The organism is Ferrovibrio sp. (assembly GCF_046297595.1).
Lineage (GTDB): Bacteria > Pseudomonadota > Alphaproteobacteria > Ferrovibrionales > Ferrovibrionaceae > Ferrovibrio.
In genome coordinates, this window is sequence record NZ_JBKBHT010000001.1 from 531,548 (window position 1) to 548,912 (window position 17,365).

At 63.5% G+C, this 17,365-nt stretch carries 19 protein-coding genes; 11 read left to right on the plus strand and 8 right to left on the minus strand.

Annotation, left to right across the window (positions count from 1 at the left end; genetic code table 11):
- The first annotated feature begins 47 nt into the window (after window positions 1-47).
- From ACK4FJ_RS02695 to ACK4FJ_RS02705, 3 genes are read left to right on the plus strand one after another with little or no spacing between them, the layout of a single operon-like run.
- Window positions 48-740, plus strand: a complete 693-nt coding sequence (locus ACK4FJ_RS02695) for a lysophospholipid acyltransferase family protein (protein WP_409763638.1) — start codon at window positions 48-50, stop codon at window positions 738-740.
- On the plus strand, window positions 733-1,716 hold the full coding sequence (gene lpxK, locus ACK4FJ_RS02700; protein ID WP_409763641.1) for a tetraacyldisaccharide 4'-kinase: 984 nt from the start codon (window positions 733-735) through the stop codon (window positions 1,714-1,716). The genes ACK4FJ_RS02695 and lpxK overlap by 8 nt, the downstream gene beginning before the upstream one ends.
- Window positions 1,709-2,599 (plus strand): lysophospholipid acyltransferase family protein, encoded by an 891-nt coding sequence (locus tag ACK4FJ_RS02705; protein ID WP_409764864.1) that lies wholly within the window; start codon window positions 1,709-1,711, stop codon window positions 2,597-2,599. Before lpxK ends, ACK4FJ_RS02705 begins: the two co-directional genes overlap by 8 nt.
- Here the strand turns inward: ACK4FJ_RS02705 and ACK4FJ_RS02710 are convergent, their stop codons facing one another.
- Genes ACK4FJ_RS02710 through xseA form a run of 3 tightly spaced genes read right to left on the minus strand, consistent with a single transcriptional unit; the run spans window position 2,600 to window position 5,096 of the window.
- Window positions 2,600-3,424 (minus strand): M23 family metallopeptidase, encoded by an 825-nt coding sequence (locus tag ACK4FJ_RS02710; protein WP_409763644.1) that lies wholly within the window; start codon window positions 3,422-3,424, stop codon window positions 2,600-2,602.
- Window positions 3,421-3,642: a DUF2093 domain-containing protein gene (locus ACK4FJ_RS02715; protein WP_409763647.1), complete on the minus strand. Its 222-nt coding sequence runs from the start codon at window positions 3,640-3,642 to the stop codon at window positions 3,421-3,423. The genes ACK4FJ_RS02710 and ACK4FJ_RS02715 overlap by 4 nt, the downstream gene beginning before the upstream one ends.
- Window positions 3,642-5,096, minus strand: coding sequence for an exodeoxyribonuclease VII large subunit (gene xseA / locus ACK4FJ_RS02720; RefSeq protein WP_409763650.1), 1,455 nt, complete (start codon window positions 5,094-5,096; stop codon window positions 3,642-3,644). The genes ACK4FJ_RS02715 and xseA overlap by 1 nt, the downstream gene beginning before the upstream one ends.
- A 121-nt stretch (window positions 5,097-5,217) precedes the next feature.
- Between xseA and purD the strand changes: the two genes are divergently transcribed.
- The 3 genes from purD to ACK4FJ_RS02735 all read left to right on the plus strand — a co-directional run bounded on the left by purD (window position 5,218) and on the right by ACK4FJ_RS02735 (window position 8,753).
- Window positions 5,218-6,486: a phosphoribosylamine--glycine ligase gene (gene purD / locus ACK4FJ_RS02725; RefSeq protein ID WP_409763653.1), complete on the plus strand. Its 1,269-nt coding sequence runs from the start codon at window positions 5,218-5,220 to the stop codon at window positions 6,484-6,486.
- 128 nt (window positions 6,487-6,614) lie between these two features.
- Window positions 6,615-7,679: a phosphotransferase gene (locus ACK4FJ_RS02730; RefSeq protein ID WP_409763656.1), complete on the plus strand. Its 1,065-nt coding sequence runs from the start codon at window positions 6,615-6,617 to the stop codon at window positions 7,677-7,679.
- A gap of 6 nt (window positions 7,680-7,685) precedes the next feature.
- On the plus strand, window positions 7,686-8,753 hold the full coding sequence (locus ACK4FJ_RS02735) for a phosphotransferase (protein ID WP_409763658.1): 1,068 nt from the start codon (window positions 7,686-7,688) through the stop codon (window positions 8,751-8,753).
- Between the two features lie 83 nt (window positions 8,754-8,836).
- Here the strand turns inward: ACK4FJ_RS02735 and ACK4FJ_RS02740 are convergent, their stop codons facing one another.
- Complete coding sequence (locus tag ACK4FJ_RS02740) at window positions 8,837-9,193, minus strand: PRC-barrel domain-containing protein (RefSeq protein WP_409763661.1); 357 nt, start codon at window positions 9,191-9,193, stop codon at window positions 8,837-8,839.
- 323 nt (window positions 9,194-9,516) lie between these two features.
- Between ACK4FJ_RS02740 and ACK4FJ_RS02745 the strand changes: the two genes are divergently transcribed.
- Both ACK4FJ_RS02745 and ACK4FJ_RS02750 read left to right on the plus strand, forming a co-directional pair.
- Window positions 9,517-9,798 carry a hypothetical protein gene (locus tag ACK4FJ_RS02745; RefSeq protein WP_409763664.1) on the plus strand — a complete coding sequence of 94 codons (282 nt, stop codon included), beginning with the start codon at window positions 9,517-9,519 and terminating at the stop codon, window positions 9,796-9,798.
- 183 nt (window positions 9,799-9,981) lie between these two features.
- Window positions 9,982-10,527 (plus strand): sigma-70 family RNA polymerase sigma factor, encoded by a 546-nt coding sequence (locus ACK4FJ_RS02750; RefSeq protein ID WP_409763667.1) that lies wholly within the window; start codon window positions 9,982-9,984, stop codon window positions 10,525-10,527.
- Here the strand turns inward: ACK4FJ_RS02750 and ACK4FJ_RS02755 are convergent, their stop codons facing one another.
- The 4 genes from ACK4FJ_RS02755 to ACK4FJ_RS02770 form a co-directional block, all read right to left on the minus strand.
- The gene (locus ACK4FJ_RS02755; protein WP_409763670.1) at window positions 10,528-11,616 is read right to left on the minus strand and encodes a M14 family metallopeptidase; all 1,089 of its coding nucleotides are present in this window, start codon (window positions 11,614-11,616) and stop codon (window positions 10,528-10,530) included. It abuts the gene before it with no gap.
- Between the two features lie 33 nt (window positions 11,617-11,649).
- Entirely contained in the window at window positions 11,650-12,855 is a 1,206-nt protein-coding gene (locus ACK4FJ_RS02760; RefSeq protein ID WP_409763673.1) for an acyl-CoA dehydrogenase, read from the minus strand.
- Window positions 12,856-12,955: 100 nt separating this feature from the next.
- Window positions 12,956-13,390, minus strand: coding sequence for a nucleoside deaminase (locus ACK4FJ_RS02765; RefSeq protein ID WP_409763676.1), 435 nt, complete (start codon window positions 13,388-13,390; stop codon window positions 12,956-12,958).
- Between the two features lie 33 nt (window positions 13,391-13,423).
- A complete protein-coding gene (locus ACK4FJ_RS02770; RefSeq protein ID WP_409763679.1) occupies window positions 13,424-15,043 on the minus strand; it encodes a DUF2927 domain-containing protein in 1,620 nt (539 codons plus the stop codon).
- Between the two features lie 93 nt (window positions 15,044-15,136).
- Between ACK4FJ_RS02770 and ACK4FJ_RS02775 the strand changes: the two genes are divergently transcribed.
- From ACK4FJ_RS02775 to rsmD, 3 genes are read left to right on the plus strand one after another with little or no spacing between them, the layout of a single operon-like run.
- On the plus strand, window positions 15,137-15,850 hold the full coding sequence (locus ACK4FJ_RS02775; protein WP_409763682.1) for a gamma-glutamyl-gamma-aminobutyrate hydrolase family protein: 714 nt from the start codon (window positions 15,137-15,139) through the stop codon (window positions 15,848-15,850).
- Entirely contained in the window at window positions 15,847-16,677 is an 831-nt protein-coding gene (locus tag ACK4FJ_RS02780) for a pseudouridine synthase (RefSeq protein ID WP_409763685.1), read from the plus strand. The genes ACK4FJ_RS02775 and ACK4FJ_RS02780 overlap by 4 nt, the downstream gene beginning before the upstream one ends.
- Window positions 16,677-17,249, plus strand: coding sequence for a 16S rRNA (guanine(966)-N(2))-methyltransferase RsmD (gene rsmD / locus ACK4FJ_RS02785; protein ID WP_409763688.1), 573 nt, complete (start codon window positions 16,677-16,679; stop codon window positions 17,247-17,249). Before ACK4FJ_RS02780 ends, rsmD begins: the two co-directional genes overlap by 1 nt.
- The last annotated feature ends 116 nt before the right edge of the window (window positions 17,250-17,365 follow it).

The following is a 17,365-nucleotide window of genomic DNA, read 5'->3' on the forward strand; positions in this document are numbered from 1 at the left end:
TGGCCGGGCTACTCAAGCGTATCCTGCGAAGCGCTCCCGTAGTCCGCTTGGCGGCTGATACCATCGCGCTGTATGTGCGCTTCGTGCGCGCCACTTCACGGTGGGAAACCTTTGGGGCCGAACACCCGCAGTCCTTCTGGCGTGATGGCAAGCCATTCATCACGGCTTTCTGGCACGGCCGCCTGTTGATGATGCCGCCAGCCTGGACCACGACACTTCCCATGCATGTGCTGATCTCGCAACATCGCGACGGGGAATTGATAGCACGCGCCATGGATCCGTTCGGGATCGGCACCGTGCGCGGCTCCACCGCGAAGGGCGGCAAGGCCAAGGGTGGCACTGCTGCCCTGCGCAGCATTCTGCAACTGCTGAAGCAGGGTGAGTATGTCACATTCACGCCGGATGGCCCGCGTGGGCCTCGCATGCGGGCCAGCACCGGCATCGTGGCCGCAGCACGATTGGCCAAGGTGCCGATCCTGCCCTTGACTTATGGTGCAGCCCGTCGCCGGATTGCCGCGTCGTGGGATCGTTTCATCATTCCCTGGCCGTTCAATCGCGGCATTTATATCTGGGGCGAGCCCATCGACGTGCACAGCGATCCGAACGAAAGCCTCGAGCAGGCGGCGTTGCGCGTGGAAACCGCGCTCAACACCCTGTGCGAGGCGGCTGATCGCCATTACAGCCAGCCGCCGGTCGAGCCGGCACCGATAGCCTTGACGCAGGATGACGGCGATGGCTAGCCGCGCGCCGGACTTCTGGCTAGCCGGAACGGCCTCGCCCTGGCCAGCCCTGCTGCAGCCACTGGCGGCCCTTTACGAACTCGGGAACCGCCTGAACCGCAGGATCACGACAGCCCAGGATAGCGGGCGTCCTGTGATCTCGGTCGGCAATCTGGTCGCCGGCGGCGCAGGCAAGACGCCAACCGCCATCGCACTGGCCGAAATCCTGCACCGCCTGGGCCTACATCCGCAGATCGTCAGCCGCGGCTATGGCGGGCGCCTAGCAGGCCCCGTTCGGGTTGATCCGTCGCGCCATACCGCCGCCGATGTGGGTGACGAGGCCCTGCTGCTAAATGCCGCCGCGCCCACCTGGATCGGCCGAGACCGGGCCGCCACCGCCCGGGCCGCCGTCGCGGCCGGTGCCGGCTGCATCATCGCCGATGACGCGCATCAGACATACGCACTGGCCCGCCGGCTCAGCCTGGTCGTGGTGGATGGCGGCTATGGTTTCGGCAATGGCCGGCTGCTGCCCGCCGGCCCCCTGCGCGAGCCCATCGCGGAAGGCCTGGAGCGCTGTGACGCAGTGGTCCTGATCGGCAAACCCGTTGTGCCTCTGCCGTCATTCGGAACACGGCCGGTTTTTCGTGCCGAACTCGAACCCAATGCCGCCGATGTTGTGCGGCTGCGCGGCCGCCGCGCGCTGGCCTTTGCCGGCATCGGCCGGCCGGAAAAATTCTATGCCTCGCTGCGCCAGACCGGCGTAGAGATCGCCGCCACCAAATCCTTTCCCGATCATGCACCCTACAGCGAAGATGCCGTGATGCGTCTGGTGGAACAGGCCCACGCCCTGCATGCCATCCCGGTGACGACCGCGAAGGACCAGACGCGACTACCCAGGGCAGCGCGGTCGATGGTAGATGTGCTGCGCGTCAGCCTGGTTTTCGCCGACCCCACAGCCGTCGAACAGTTCCTGAAAGGTAGGCTCGTTGGTGTTTAAACGCGCCGAGCCACATGAATACATTGCCGCCTGGGGCGCCAGACTCGCGCTTGCCCTGTTCCGTGCCTTGTCGATTGATCGGGCCTCCGCCTTTGGCGGCTGGCTCGGACAGACCCTGGGGCCGCGCCTGCCGGTTCACAGAACTGCTGTTGCCAACCTGCAGCTAGCGCTGCCTGAACTGGCCGAACGGCATGAGGCAATCCTGCGGGGCATGTGGAACAACCTAGGCCGAGTGCTGGCCGAATATGCCCATCTTGGCGATATCCGCATCGGGCCCCGCGAAACCGGCGGACGTATCGAGGTTGTTGGCGCCGAGCATCTTGTGGCGATCCGCGATAGCAAGAAACCCGCAATTTTCTTCTCGGCCCATTTCGGCAACTGGGAAGTAATGAGCATTGTGGGTATGCATTATGGCATTCCCCTGGTGCAGGTTTATCGCGCCGCCAACAATCCGCTGACCGAGGAACTGCTTCAGGAGTTGCGTAAACCGGTCGGCGGCCGCCACGTGCCAAAGGGCATGCAGGCGGCCCGTGAGTTGCTCAAGGCACTAAAACAGAACGAGTGTCTCGCGATAATGGTCGATCAGAAACTGAACACAGGCCTTGCCGTGCCATTCTTTGGCCGCGAGGCGATGACCGCGCCTGCAATAGCCGAACTGGCCCTGCGCGCCGACTGCCCCGTCGTGCCGATCTATGGCGAGCGGATGGATGGCAGCGCCTATTTCCGCGTCACCATCGAAGCGCCGATACAACTCGAAAGCACCGGCAATCGCGAGAGCGATACCTATAATGCCTTGCTACTGATAAACCGGAAAATTGAGGAACGTATCCGCAGGAATCCGGAGCAGTGGTTTTGGGTGCACAAGCGCTGGCCGAAGGACTGATCACTCTTTCGGCAGCAGCCGCTGCGGATCGAGCCGGACGTCGAACCAGTTCACCCGCCAGTCCAGATGCGCGCCGGTCGCCCGTCCGGTGGCGCCGACGGTGCCGATCTTCTCGCCCTGCTTCACGCGCTGCCCCACCTTCACCGTCACACTCTGCAGGTGCGAATAGGCGGCATTGATGCCCATGCCATGGTCGATGATGACCGTGCCGCCGGTATAATAGAAATCCTTCTCTGCCAGCACCACTTCGCCATCCGTACTGGCCAGCACCGGCGTGCCGGTGGGTGCGGCGATATCGATCCCGAAATGCGGCTGGCGCGGCTCGCCGTTCAGGATGCGCTGGCTGCCATAGACGCCGCTGACGATACCTTTCACCGGCCAGATCCAGCCCTGCAGGAAATCCTGCCGCGGCGTGTTGCGCTGGCGCACCTCGGCGATCTTGGCGTTTTCACGCCGGATGCGCTCCAGCACGGCGGGCGGCGGCGTTACCTGGGCAGGCGGCAGGCCGTCGATCCGCTGGATATCATAGGTTCGCGCCGTCACCTGCAAAGCCACCTGCTCGGCCTTGCCGCCACGCGTCACGGTCAAGGGCACCGAGGCCGGTTCGTCTCGGCCGAAGCCGAACACGAAACGCCCGTCGCCGGCCACCGATACCATGCGTTCACCGAGTTTGATCTGCAGACCCGGTTCGGCCCGGCCGATCACCAGTCCACCCTGGCTGAAATCGCCCTGCCAGGTCAGGCCCGGCGGTGGTTCGTTCGCCAGAGCCCTGCCCTGCGCCATGCCGGCAAGCAGCAGCAGGCAGACCACCAGCCAGCGTTTCATCCGCGTCGCACCGGATCGCGCAACAGGCCCTGAAGGGCAACGACCGCGTCGGCATAGGCCTCCTGACGATCTACGCTCCAGTACCGCAAATTGTTCAGTGGAATGCGCGCCTGCGTCACGGCGCAGAGCACGTAGGACCCGGGAAACACGATGTCGAAGGCACCATGCCGGTAATACAGCTTGGCCTCGGTCTCGCGCGGCAACGGCGGCGTCTGCATCAGAACAACTCCTCCTGGCCGGGCGGCTTGGCTGCCGCACCGGCGCCACGACGGGCCGGTGCCGCGCTGCCACCTTCAATGCGGGCCTGACGGCGGCCATCCTGCATCTCGATGGTGACGGCGGCACCAGGTGTCATGCCGGCCGCCGATTTCAGCGCATGGCCATCGGCGCCATAGACCACGGCGAAACCACGCGACAGCACATTCCTGTAGGACAGGCTTTCCAGCAGCTTCGCCGGCTGGGCCAGGCGCTGGGCCGCATCGGCCTGGCGCTGGCGCAGGGCACGCAGCAGCCGCGCATCGGCATCCAGCAGCCGGCGGCGATAATCCGCCACTTCCCGCCGCAACAGAGCAGGCCGCAGTTTCGCGAATTTGGTTTCCATCTGGGCGCGCTGGGCCGCGACGCCGACGCGCAGGGCATGTTTCAGACGGTCGGACAAGTCGTCGAAACGCTGCCGCGCCATTTCCAACTGCTCGCGCGGGCCGCGCAGGCCACGCCCCAGGCCATCCAGATGCTGACGCTTCTCGCGGGCCAGCCGGGTGATGCCACGACGCAGACGTTCATCGAAGCTGGCGACGCTGGCAACCAGTTCCATGCGCACCGGCACCGCCATTTCCGCGGCCGCCGTGGGCGTCGGTGCGCGGCGGTCGGAGGCAAAATCAATCAGCGTGGTGTCGGTTTCATGACCCACGGCCGAGATCAGCGGAATATCGGAACCCGCAGCAGCGCGCACAACGACTTCCTCGTTGAAAGCCATCAGGTCTTCCAGGCTGCCGCCCCCGCGCGCCACGATCAGCAGATCGGGGCGCGGCACCGTCCCATCTGCGGGCAAGGCATTGAAGCCGCGGATCGCCCTGGCCACCTGTTCGGCGGCGCCCTCGCCCTGCACCAGCACCGGCCAGACCAGCACATGGGTCGGGAACCGGTCAGCCAGACGATGCAGGATGTCGCGGATAACGGCGCCCGTGGGCGAGGTCACGACGCCGATCACGCGCGGCAGATAGGGTAGCGGGCGTTTACGTTCGGGCGCGAACAGGCCCTCAGCGGCCAGTTTCTGCTTACGCTGCTCCAGCAGGGCCATCAGGGCGCCCAGGCCGGCCAGTTCCATGCGCTCGACCACCATCTGGTATTTCGAGCGGCCGGGATAGCTGGTCAGCTTGCCCGAGCAGACCACTTCCATGCCGTCTTCCGGCTTCACGCCCAGCCGGGCGGCGCTGCCTTTCCAGCAGACGGCATCCAGCACCGAGTCGGCATCTTTCAGCGAGAAATACAGGTGCCCCGAGGCGGCCCGCTTGAAACCGGAAATCTCGCCCCGCACGCGCACCCAGCCGAAGGTCTCCTCGATGCTGCGCTTCAGGCGCAGCGACAGCTCGGTGACGCTGTATTCCGGCACGTTGCTGGGGGCCGGGCCGGCCGCCGCACCGCCGGCCTGAATCGGGCTCGAATCGCTCATTCCGGGAACCTTGAATCCATGGCCGGCATGATACAAAGATTGCCGCCGCCGCTCCAGCCGCCCCACCGGTAGGTCAGGGGCGCGGAGCGGCCAATTTCCTGTCATTTCCCTGGGTAAGCATATGAACCTTCTCGTTATCGGATCGGGCGGCCGCGAACATGCCCTGTGCTGGGCATTGTCCGCCTCGCCGCTGGTGACCAAGCTGGTCTGCGCCCCGGGCAATCCTGGCATCGGCCAGGTGGCCAGACTGGCCCCGGTCAATCCAACCGATCTGGATGCCGTGCTGCAGCTCTGCCGTGACGAGCATATCGATTTCGTGGTGGTCGGCCCCGAGGCGCCGCTGGTGGCCGGCCTGGTCGACCATCTGGAAGCCGCTGGCTTTGCCTGTTTCGGCCCGACCAAATCCGCCGCCCGGCTGGAAGGTTCGAAGGGTTTCATGAAAGACCTCTGCGCCAAATACGGCATCCCCACCGCCGCCTACGGCCGCTTCCACGATGCCGCCTCGGCGGAAGCCTTCATCCGCAAGCAGGGCGCGCCCATCGTGGTGAAGGCCGATGGCCTGGCCGCCGGCAAGGGCGTGACGGTCGCCATGACGCTGGATGAGGCTCTGGCCGCGAATACGGCACTGTTCACCGAGGCCGGCGCGGAAGTGGTGATCGAGGAATTCCTCGACGGCGAGGAAGTCAGTTTCTTCGCCCTGGTCGATGGCAAGCATGCCCTGGCACTGGCCTCGGCGCAGGACCACAAGCGCGTCGGCGATGGCGATACTGGGCCGAATACGGGCGGCATGGGCGCCTATTCGCCTGCCCCGGCCCTGACCCCGGCCCTGCAGGCCGAGGTGATGGAAAAGATCATCAACCCCACCGTGGCGGCCATGGCGGCCGAAGGGGCGCCGTTCAAGGGCGTGCTGTTTGCCGGCCTGATGCTGACAAAAGACGGCCCCAAGCTGCTGGAATACAATACCCGCTTCGGCGATCCGGAATGCCAGACGCTGATGCTGCGCCTGAAATCCGACCTGCTGCCGGCCCTGATGGCATCGCGCGATGGCGTGCTGAAGGATTTCGACCTGCGTTGGCGCGACGATACCGCCCTCTGCGTCGTGATGGCCGCCGAGGGCTATCCCGGCGAGCCGCGCAAGGGTACCGTGATCGAAGGCCTTGATGCCGCTGCGGCCGAAGCCGATGTCCAGGTCTTCCATGCCGGCACGGCGCAGCGTGCCGATGGCGCCATCGTGGCCAATGGCGGACGCGTCCTGGGCATCTGCGCCTACGGCCCCAGCGTGAAGTCCGCCCAGCAGCGCGCCTATGCCGCTGTGGATAAGATCCGCTGGCCCGAGGGCTTCTGCCGCCGCGACATTGGCTGGCGCGCCGTGGCGCGCGAACAAAAATAACAACCGCACACAGGCAATCTGCGACCCGCCCCGCCTGCCGGGAGCGGTTGCGCCGCCCTGCGTCGCTTGGCTATCGTATCCGGGAGCGCTGTCGTATCCGGCGCTCCAAGACACGGGGAAACGATAGCATGAGTGATCAGGATCGCTTCGCGGGCACCATGCCGGTGCAGGAGCGCCACAAATTCGACGAAGCCGCTCTGGAACGCTGGCTGAAAGAGAACGTGCCCGACTATCGCGGTCCGCTGACCGTGCAGCAGTTCAAGGGCGGGCAGTCGAACCCCACTTTCATGCTGATCACGCCGACGAAGAAATACGTGCTGCGCCGCAAGCCGCCAGGCAAGCTGTTGCCCTCGGCTCATGCCGTCGACCGCGAATACCGCGTCATCACCGCGCTCGGCCAGACCGACGTGCCGGTTGCCCGCACCTATGGCCTGTGCGAGGACGATGGCGTGATCGGCACCGCCTTCTACGTGATGGATTGCGTGGAAGGCCGCATCTTCTGGGACCAGCGCCTGCCTGGTATGAACCGCGACGAGCGGGCCGGCATCTTCGATGCCATGAACCGCACCATCGCAGCGCTGCATCAGGTGGATTATAGCGCCATCGGCCTGGGCGATTACGGCAAGCCGGGCGATTATTTCGCCCGCCAGATCAACCGCTGGAGCAAACAATACAAAGCGTCCGAGACGGAAGAAATTCCGGCCATGGACAAGCTGATCGAGTGGCTGCCGGCCAATATTCCGCCCGGCGACGAGACCAGCATCGTGCATGGCGATTACCGGATGGATAACATGATTTTCCATCCGACCGAGCCGCGCGTGATCGCGGTGCTGGACTGGGAATTGTCCACGCTGGGCCACCCGCTGGGCGATTTCACCTACCACCTGATGTCGTGGCGGCTGGCGCCGGAAACCTTCCGTGGCCTGGCCGGGGTCGATTTTGCCGCCCTCGGCATCCCTAACGAGCAGGACTACATCGCCGCCTATTGCCGGCGCACCGGCCGTGACGGCATTCCCCATCTGGAATTCTACATGGCCTATAACATGTTCCGCATTGCCGGCATCCTGCAGGGCATCATGGGACGGGTGAAGGACGGCACGGCCGCCAGCCAGCATGCGATTGAATCGGGCAAGCGCGCCCGACCGATCGCCGAGCAGGCCTGGGCGGTGGTCGAGAAGATGACGGGGGGCTGAACAGGCATGACGGCCGTCGATCTGACCCCCGTACAACCGCAGCACCGGTTCGACGAGGCCAAGTTGACGGCGTATCTGCAACGCCATCTGCCCGATTTCAAAGCCCCGCTGACCATCCAGCAATTCAAGGGGCCGACCGCCAGCCCCGCCTTCCTGCTGCATATGCCCGGCCGCAACATGGTGCTGCGCAAGCGCAGCCAGCCCAAGAAGGGCTCCACCATGGCGGAATCCATCGAGCGCGATTTCGGCCTGCTGCGCGCCCTGCATGTCGCCGGGCTTCCGGTCGGCGTGCCGCAACTGGCCTGTACCGACGAAACGGTGATCGGCACACCCTTTTACCTGCTCGACTTTGTGCCCGGCCGGCAGTTCCGCGATCCCAACCTGCCGGGCATGGATTCCAAGCAGCGTCAGGCCCATTACGATGCGATGGCCGCCACAATGGCCGGCATCCATGCATTGGCGCCGACGGCCACTGGCCTGCCGATGAATGGTGGCGGATTGGATTACCTGAACCGCCAGATCGCCACGTTGTGCGAGCAGTATCGCGCCAACCGCACCGAAGAGATCGGCGCGATGGAACGCCTGCTCGACTGGTTGCCGGCCTATGTGCCAACCGACGACCTGACCTCACTGATGCATGGCAACCTGCGTCTGGAGAATCTTGTTTTCCACCCCAGCGAGCCGCGCATCGTGGCCATCCTGGACTGGGACCTGGCGCTGATCGGCCATCCGCTTGCCGACCTCGCCATCAACTGCATGCCTTATCGCGTCACCATTCCCGGCATGGGCAGCCTGCAAGGCACGGATTTCATCGAAACCGGCATCCCGGGTGAACCGGACTACATCGCCAGCTATTGCCGCCACAGCTCTTGGCCGGCGATTCGCGACAACGGCATTGCACACTGGAATTTCTATCTTGCTTTCGCGCTGTTCCGGGTCGCCGTGATGGCGCAGGGCATCGTCAAGCGCGGCATGGCCAGCGGCAATGCCTCGGCCACCCTGAAAGCCTACAGCGCGGTGATGCGGTCCGTAGCCAACCAGGCCTGGAATTTGGTGGATGGTGGGGATGACTGAGAAGTGGAGTGTCAGGCCATAAAAAAGGGCGCCACACGGCGCCCTTTTCGTTTATGCATGACCCTCGCCAATGCGGAGATCGTTCAGATCCAGAACGGGGGCACGCCGTAATAGTCGTGCACCTTGCGGCCCCAGACCTCGTCTTCCCAGTTCAGCCGCTCGTCGGCGCCATAGCTTGGCGCCGATTCCAAGGTTTTCTTGTCGAGATTCACGACATAGCCGCCCTGTTTCTCGTCATATTTCAGCATGCCCCAGGGCAACGGGTGATGACGGTCGCCTATGCCAAGAAAGCCGCCGAACGACATATCGGCATAGGCAACCTTGCCGCTGAGCTTGTCGATCATCACATTGTTGATGGACCCCAGTTTATCGCCGGTCGGATTGTAAACGGTGGTCCCCTCCACCTTGTCGGCGGAAATCAGGCGTTCTCTGCTTTGCATTCTGTCCTCCATGATATTTGATATCACGCGCTCTGCGCCGTGGGCCCACCGCCACGCGTCACAGGCGTCGCATGCAAATATCAACGTCATGTCAGACGCTTGGTTCCTGCCCGCAGAAATTCGCCCTTAACGGCAAACTGCGATTTTTGGGATATAGCCTGTGCAACGGCGACGGAACCATTGCCGGCCGCTGCTATTCTTCCAATGGCGTCTGGGAGATTTGATCTGGATCACCCCACAAGGCGCCGGTATTCTGGTACCCAGCCATGGTCGAGTGACATGGCGCCATTGCAAGCGGGCGAAATCGCCAAGTCGGGGTTTCGATGTCGAAAAAACAGCGCAACAAGGACACGCGGCCAGCCGCATCAGCGGTTATTGGTGACGGCGCTATCGATGCCAGCGCATCGGCTGTTCTGCGAAACCCGCCCGTGGACGGAAAACCCGCCGCCAAACCAAAATCTGCCGCGAAACAAAAGTCCGCCAGCAAGCAGAAGCAGGATGCTTTTTCCATCTGGCTCGACCGTGCCCTCCCGCGATTGCAGGATCGGCTGGCCGAGACTGTGAGCATTGATGTCACAGCCGCATCTGACAAATTAAAGATCTGATTTAATTAGGTAATTACTGCTGCTGCGGCGCATTGATGTCGCAGCTTTATCACAGCCTGCCCCGGCTTTGTCGCTGGCCCGTTCGGCCCCCCATGGCCATGCTCGGGACACAGACGACGAGACGTTGCTCCAGAACTTTTTCCCCCATCGATTCCCGTTCCATTAATGAAGAGGACCATCCCCATGACCGATAGCATTCACGGCCTTCTGATGGAGACGCTGCCCTCGCTCAAAGCTTTCTCCGTCATGCTCACCCGCGACCGCCATTGGGCAGAGGATCTGACGCAGGAAACCGTTCTGCGCGTACTGGCCAAGTCAGACCAGTTCCAGCCCGGCACCAATTTCAAGGCATGGGCCTTCACCATCATGCGCAACCAGCATATCGACCAGGCGCGCCGCCGCCGCCGCGAAGCCACGACCTTCGGCGATTCGGAGGCGATCGAGAACCTGATGGCAGTGAAGGCGCCGCAGGAAGACAAGCTGGTGCTGGATGAATTGCTGCAGGCGGTCAACCGCCTGAACCCGGCCCAGCGCGAGGTGCTGGTCTTGGTGGTCGGCAACGGCCTGTCTTATGAGGAAACCGCGAAGATCTGTGGCTGTCCGATCGGGACGATCCGCAGCCGCCTGGCGCGGGCGCGCCAGGAGCTTGAGCGGATGATGCTGGGTGAGGTTGCAACCGACCAGCGTCCGGCCTCGCGGTCCGAACGGCTAGCCGAGTTGCACCACTGATCAATCTGCAAGACCGCGGAAAGCCCGCAGGGCGAAATCCGCCGCCCGGCCATAAACGGCCGCCTTCCAGGCCGGCGTATCGGTATAGAAGGCATCGCGGATTTTCTGCTTGAGCTGCTTGCCCAGGGGCGAATTCACGTCGCCCCTGGCATGCAGCCAATGATCGCCGCGCAGCGCTTCGGTCACCTGTTGCCAAGGCTGGGTCCCGTATTCCAGGGCAATCGCCGTCACCTCGATGGATTTCGGCAGGCCGAGGAAAGCTTCCGGCACGGTGCCGGTGACGCGCGCCGAACTGGAACTGCCGTCATTGGGGTTGGTCACTTCCAGGCCGAAGATTTTCTTCGCCCGGTCATAGAACCCTTTGTCTTCCGGACCGACAAAGATCGGCTCGCCATAGCCCATCGGGCCAAGGCCGGTATGGAAGTCGATGCTGACCAGCCTGCGCGCCGTGGCAGGAACGTGTTCGCGCAGGATGCGGCGGAAGGTATCGTTCGACCAGGTCGGTTTCTGCCCACCGAAGAACAAGCCATCGGGCCGCGAATACTGGCCGCCTGACATCGCCGCCTGGAATGCGAAGACGCCGTACTTCTGCTGGTATTCCAGAATAGCCTGATCAGCCGCCGCCCGGCCCTGACCCTCCCAGTGGCTCGGGATCAGCCAGTCGTGCACTTCCTCATAGGCCTTGTTCTGCGGCAAAGGTCTGGAGAAATCCTGGAAGTTGCGGTTGAGATCGACATTGTCTTCGGTCACACGCCGCAGCCAGGCAAAGCCATAGGGATTGATCGCGTGGATCATGATCGCTTTGGTATTCGCCGGCATCGCATCGAACAGTCGGTCCTTGAAATGTCCGATCTGCGAACCCGAGCCGCAGAAACCTTCTGCGCCATGGGTGCCCGAGATGGTCAGATAGACCCGCTCGGCATCATCGGGGCCGATACAGGCGACGTCGGTGGTCAACACTTCGCCATTCGGGCCCTTGGCATTGGGATTCTCGTAAACGGTGAAGGCGGCTTTCGCCGCCTCCGCCGCCGCCGCGAATTTCTGGCGGGCTTCCGAATAGGTTGTCGAGAAGTAGGATTCAACAGTCATGGGGAGGCTCTACTTTTTTGTGGGTTTTAAACTTTAGTTCCAGCGGCCCAGTTCAAGCCGGCCGATCTGGTTGCGATGCACCTCGTCCGGACCATCGGCGAAGCGCAGCGTCCGCGCCTGGGCATAGGCCGCGGCCAGACCGAAATCCTCGGTCACGCCACCGCCGCCATGCACCTGCATGGCCCAGTCGATCACCTGGCAGGCCATGCTCGGCGCCACCACCTTGATCATGGCGATTTCCTTGCGCGCCGCCTTGTTGCCGACGGTGTCCATCTTCCAGGCCGCATGCAGGGTGAGCAGGCGAGCCTGGTCGATCATGCAGCGCGCCTCGGCGATACGCTCCAGCGTGACGGTCTGCTCGGAAACCGGCTTGCCGAAGGCAACGCGGCTTTTTGCCCGCTTGCACATCTTCTCCAGCGCACGCTCGGCCTGGCCGATCAGCCGCATGCAGTGATGGATGCGGCCCGGGCCGAGACGACCCTGGGCGATCTCAAAACCGCGCCCCTCGCCCAGCAGCATGTTGGATGCCGGTACGCGCACATTCTCGAAGGCCACTTCGCCATGGCCATGCGGCGCATCGTCATAGCCGAAAACCGGCAGCATGCGCAGCACCTTCACGCCGGGAGTGTCGCGCGGCACCAGAATCATCGACTGCTGCTTGTATTTGTCCGGGTTCTTCGGGTCGGTCTTGCCCATGAAGATCATGATCTTGCAGCGCGGATCGCCGATGCCCGACGTCCACCACTTGCGACCGTTGATGACGTAAGAATCGCCATCGCGTTTGATCTCGGCCTCGATGTTGGTGGCGTCCGACGAGGCTACGGCCGGCTCGGTCATGGCGAAGGCTGAACGGATCTTGCCTTCCAGCAATGGCTCCAGCCACTGCTTCTTGTGCTCTTCGGTACCGTAACGCTCCAGCACTTCCATGTTGCCGGTATCGGGTGCCGAGCAGTTGAACACTTCGGGCGCCCACCACACGCGGCCCATGATCTCGCAGAGCGTGGCATATTCGTGGTTCTTGAGGCCGGCGCCGCGATGGCTTTCCGGCAGGAACAGGTTCCACAGGCCCTGCGCCTTGGCTTTCACCTTCAGCTCTTCGATGATCGTGGTGGGCTGCCAGCGGTCGCCGGTTTCCACCTCGTCGTCGAAACGCTGTTCATTCGGATAGACATGCTCGTCCATGAAGCGGCTGAGTTTTTCCTGCAGCTCCTTGACGCGATCCGAGGATTCGAAGTCCATGATTTCCGTCCCTTATTGCAAGTTAACCGATAGCGGTACGGGCAGGAGTTTAGAACTGCCCGCTGCGCCCGGCTAGGGCCGAATACGGATCGATTGGGAATCAGCGTTTCGCGGCGAAGAAATCGCGCAACAGAGCGGCGGCGGCCGTTTCGTGGATGCCACCATAGACCTCGGGCCGGTGATGACAGGTCGGTTGTGCGAAGAACCGCGCGCCGTGAGCCACGCCGCCGCCCTTGGGATCCTCGGCGCCGTAATACAGGCGCCGCAGACGGGCGAAGCTGATCGCTGCGGCGCACATCGTGCAGGGCTCCAGGGTGACGTAGAGGTCGCAGCCGCTTAGCCGCTCCGCCCCCAGTGCCTCGGCGGCCCGGCGGATCGCCAGGATTTCGGCATGGGCGGTCGGATCATTCAGCGCCCGGGTCTCGTTGCCGGCCCGGGCCACCACCGAACCATTGGAACCATCGACGATCACCGCGCCAATGGGCACCTCGCCGCGCGCCTCGGCGGCACGGGCTTCCTCAAGGGCGATATCCATAGGTGATGGCAATCGTGACTTCCTGTCATGACGTCAGAACGGCTCGACCAAGGTCGGCCAGGCCACATTTTGGCCGGCGGCCCGCCAGGCTGCAATGCCGCCACGGTACCAGTGAATGTTTTCGACCCCCAGTTCCTGAAGTCGTAAGATCATGTTGTATGAAATCCAGCAATATGAGCTGGTGCAGAAGACAACCAGAGGGCGGCTGGCATCATTGCCCCGCAATTCTTCCACAGACTGCCGCAGACTGACCTTCTGCTGTTCTGCCAGATCAAGTCCCTCTGTGACGAACAGCCGGTAAGCACCCGGCAAGGACCAATGCGAGCCGCCGGCAGCATCCAGCAGGACCGGCTTTCGATCCGCCTGTATCATCTGCATGAGCTGCTCGGTCGTGACTCGTGGCGCTGTCGCATGCTGACGCGGCGTCGGTGCATGCAGCTTGTCGGCCGGTTGCGGCCGGTCGGTTCCGATCACCCCCCAATCGGCATCTTCGTCGCCATAGGGGCCAACGGTGGAAGGCTTCCATACCACTGAATCGTCGACAGCATATAACATGCACGGCGCCAGATTGTTCTGCTGGCAGGTTGCCAACGCACGTTCGGCGGCATTGCTGCGGCCTGCATACCACCCCCAGGAACCAGACGAGGCAACGGCAAAGGCGCGCGGACGTGTCGTGCGCGACAGGAATGTCTTATAACCCTCATAGACCGACCCGCCGAAAACGAACGGCAATTGCCGCGGATCGTCCAGCGGGATCGCGCCGGCTGACGGCGGCTGCACCGGTTGTGACCACAATGCATGCCAATGTCCGGCCGCTACGTCATCGACCGCAACATGCTGGCCATGACGATAAGCCTCGTCCAACTGGCGCTGCGCCAGACGACTGCCTTGTCCGGCTGCCTTGGTCAGGGCCGCGACAATGCCATCCAGATAAGCCGTCGGCAGTTCCGCGCCGGCTGGCCGAATCTCGGCCAGAATCTGGTGCGCCGCCAGCAGGGCCGGCAAGCGCCCCATGCCGGGTTTCATGCGCGGATCATACAGCAGGCGGATCAGCAGCAGATCCAGTTCGCTGGGTTCGGCCCGGTTGCGCGTCTGGTAATTGAGTACGGAATCGACGCGATCAGGATGGCCAAGCAAGCCAAGCCCATGCACCCCCTCATGATATATGCAGCGACTGATATCGGGATCTGCAGCTAGGTTGATCTCAAGCCGGACATGGGTGATGGCAAAGCCCTGCTGTTCCGGACTGCGCAGATAGGCCACACAACTGGCCTTACCGAAGCCCGGCACGGTGAAATAGGAGACATTGCGGAACATCAGCAGATAATTTTCCGGCTCGCCTTCAGCCGCCGGTGCGACCGGAACACCAGCGAGCTGACCCAGTTTTTCAATCGCAGCAATGGCGGTAGCGATCCTTGCCTTGTCATAGAGCATGCCATCGGTGCGGTAGCGGATCGGCCCGGTCCATTTACGCGTGATGCCGACCTGGCTATTCTGCGCATTCAGCGCCACCGTATCGAAAATCTCGAGAATTCTGGCATGCGGCGGCAACTCCGCCCTGACATCCGCAGCCGACAGCGTCCCACCCAGCACCATTGCGGCGGCGGTGCCGATGAGCCATTTCTGCAATCGGGTCAATTTTGCTATGATCATCGCCTACCCCCTTCCGGAATCCGCGGAAATCCGTGTATTCCAGACTAAGCAAAGCCTGCCCCTCATCTCAACATTAATGTGTGTTTCCCCGCCATGCCGCAACCATTGATAGGAATAACCCTCGATTCGGAAGAACCTGGCGGTTATTCGAAATTCCCCTGGTATGCCCTGCGGCAGAATTACTGCAGCGCGGTAACGGCCAGCGGCGGCGTACCGCTGGTGCTGCCGCACGAGCCCTCGGCTGTGCCGGCCTATCTCGACCTGCTGGATGGCCTGGTGGTGACGGGGGGCAATTTCGACGTCGACCCCGCCCTGTTCGGGGCCAACGAGAAACATGACACCGTGAAGGTGAAGGCGGCGCGCACCGAATTCGAATGGGCGATCACCCGCGGCATGCTGGAACGGAACAAGCCGGTGCTGGGCATCTGCGGCGGGCAGCAACTGCTGAACGTGGTGCTGGGAGGCACGCTGATCCAGCATATCCCCGATGCGGTGCAGGATGCTCTGGCCCATGAGCAGCCCAATCCGCGCAACGAACCCGGTCATCCGGTTCAGATCACGGGCGGCAGCCTGCTGCACAAAATCGTCGGCGCCGCCGAGCTGCCGGTGAATTCAGCGCATCATCAAGCTGTCGAGACAGTGGCCCCGGGCGCGATCTGCGACGCTGTCGCGCCCGACGGCGTGATCGAAGGTATCGAGCATCCGGGCTATCGCTTCTGCATCGGCGTGCAGTGGCATCCCGAATTCTTCATCAGCGACGGCGACCGCAAGCTGTTTTCCGCCTTCATCGCAGCGTGCCGCCCATGAAAAACCAAGCTGGGAGCGAAGCGGAAGAAAAAGGCGAGCGTATTGCCAAGCGGCTGGCGCGGGCCGGCATCTGTTCGCGCCGCGATGCCGAACGCTGGATCGCCGAAGGCCGCGTCGTAGTGAACGGCAAACGGCTCGACACCCCGGCCTTCCTGGTCGGGCCGGACGACCGCATCGTGGTAGACGGCAAGCCGATTGCCGGCCCGGAAAAGACCCGGCTGTGGCTGTATCACAAGCCGCGCGGCGTGATGACCACGCACCGGGACCCGCAGGGCCGCCCTACCGTGTTCGAAAGCCTGCCAAAGGACCTGCCCCGCGTGATCTCGGTCGGCCGGCTGGATTACAATTCCGAGGGCCTGCTGCTGCTGACCAACGATGGCGAACTGGCGCGCAAGCTGGAACTGCCGGCCACCGGCTGGCTCCGGCGCTATCGCGTGCGCGTCAACGGCCTGCCGCACAAGCAGCATCTGGCGGAACTGGAGAAAGGCGTCACCATCGATGACGTGGCCTATGGCCCGATCAGCGCCGGCATCGAGCGCAGCCAGGGCGACAATACCTGGCTGGTGGTCAGCTTGCGCGAGGGCAAGAACCGCGAGGTGCGGCGTGTGATGGAGCATCTGGGCCACCAGGTGAGCCGCCTGATCCGCGTGGCCTATGGCCCCTTCCAGCTCGGCAGCCTGGAACCCGGCAAGGTGAAGGAAGTGCCGGGCAAGGTGCTGGCCGAGCAGTTGGGCGTGAAGACCAAGACGCTCGGTGAGCGCAGCCCGAAGCCTGCGCCGGCCAAGCCCCCGAAAAAGCGGCCGATGCTGCGGCCGAAGACGCCGTAATGCGCATCGTCGGCGGCAGCCATCGCGGCCGGCCGATCATCGCGCCGCCCGACCGCAACACCCGGCCGACCATCGACCGGGTGCGTGAATCCCTGTTCAACATGCTGCTGCATTCGCCCAGCCTGATGACCGACGAGGGCAAGAGCCGGCTGGAAGGCGGCATCGTGCTCGACCCCTTTGCCGGCAGCGGTGCGCTGAGCTTCGAGGCGCTCTCCCGCGGCGCGCATCATGCCTACCTGTTTGAACTCGACCCTGCCGCACGGCGCGTGATCCTGCAGAATGCCCGCGAACTCGACATGGCCGAGCGCATCACCCTGCGCGGCGCCGACTGCACCAAACCGGGCCCGGCACCGGCACCGGCCGACCTGGTGCTGATGGACCCGCCCTACCGCTCCGGCCTGGGCACCCAGGCGCTGGTTGCCCTGGACCGCGAAGGCTGGCTGAAAGCCGACGCCCTGGTGATGGTGGAGACTGACGCGAAAGGCTCCTTTGCCATTCCGTCCGGCTTTATTCTGCTGGAAGAGCGCCAGCAGGGTCCCGCCCGGCTGACCTTCCTGATCCGGCAGCGCTAGCCCTTCATAAGACAGCCCTCGCTTCCTCCCTGAAGCAGTGCCAATCTGTGCCATCGCCGTTGGCCATGGGGGGAATGCATGCGGTGGTATGTTCAAGCCCTGATTCTGGCAATATC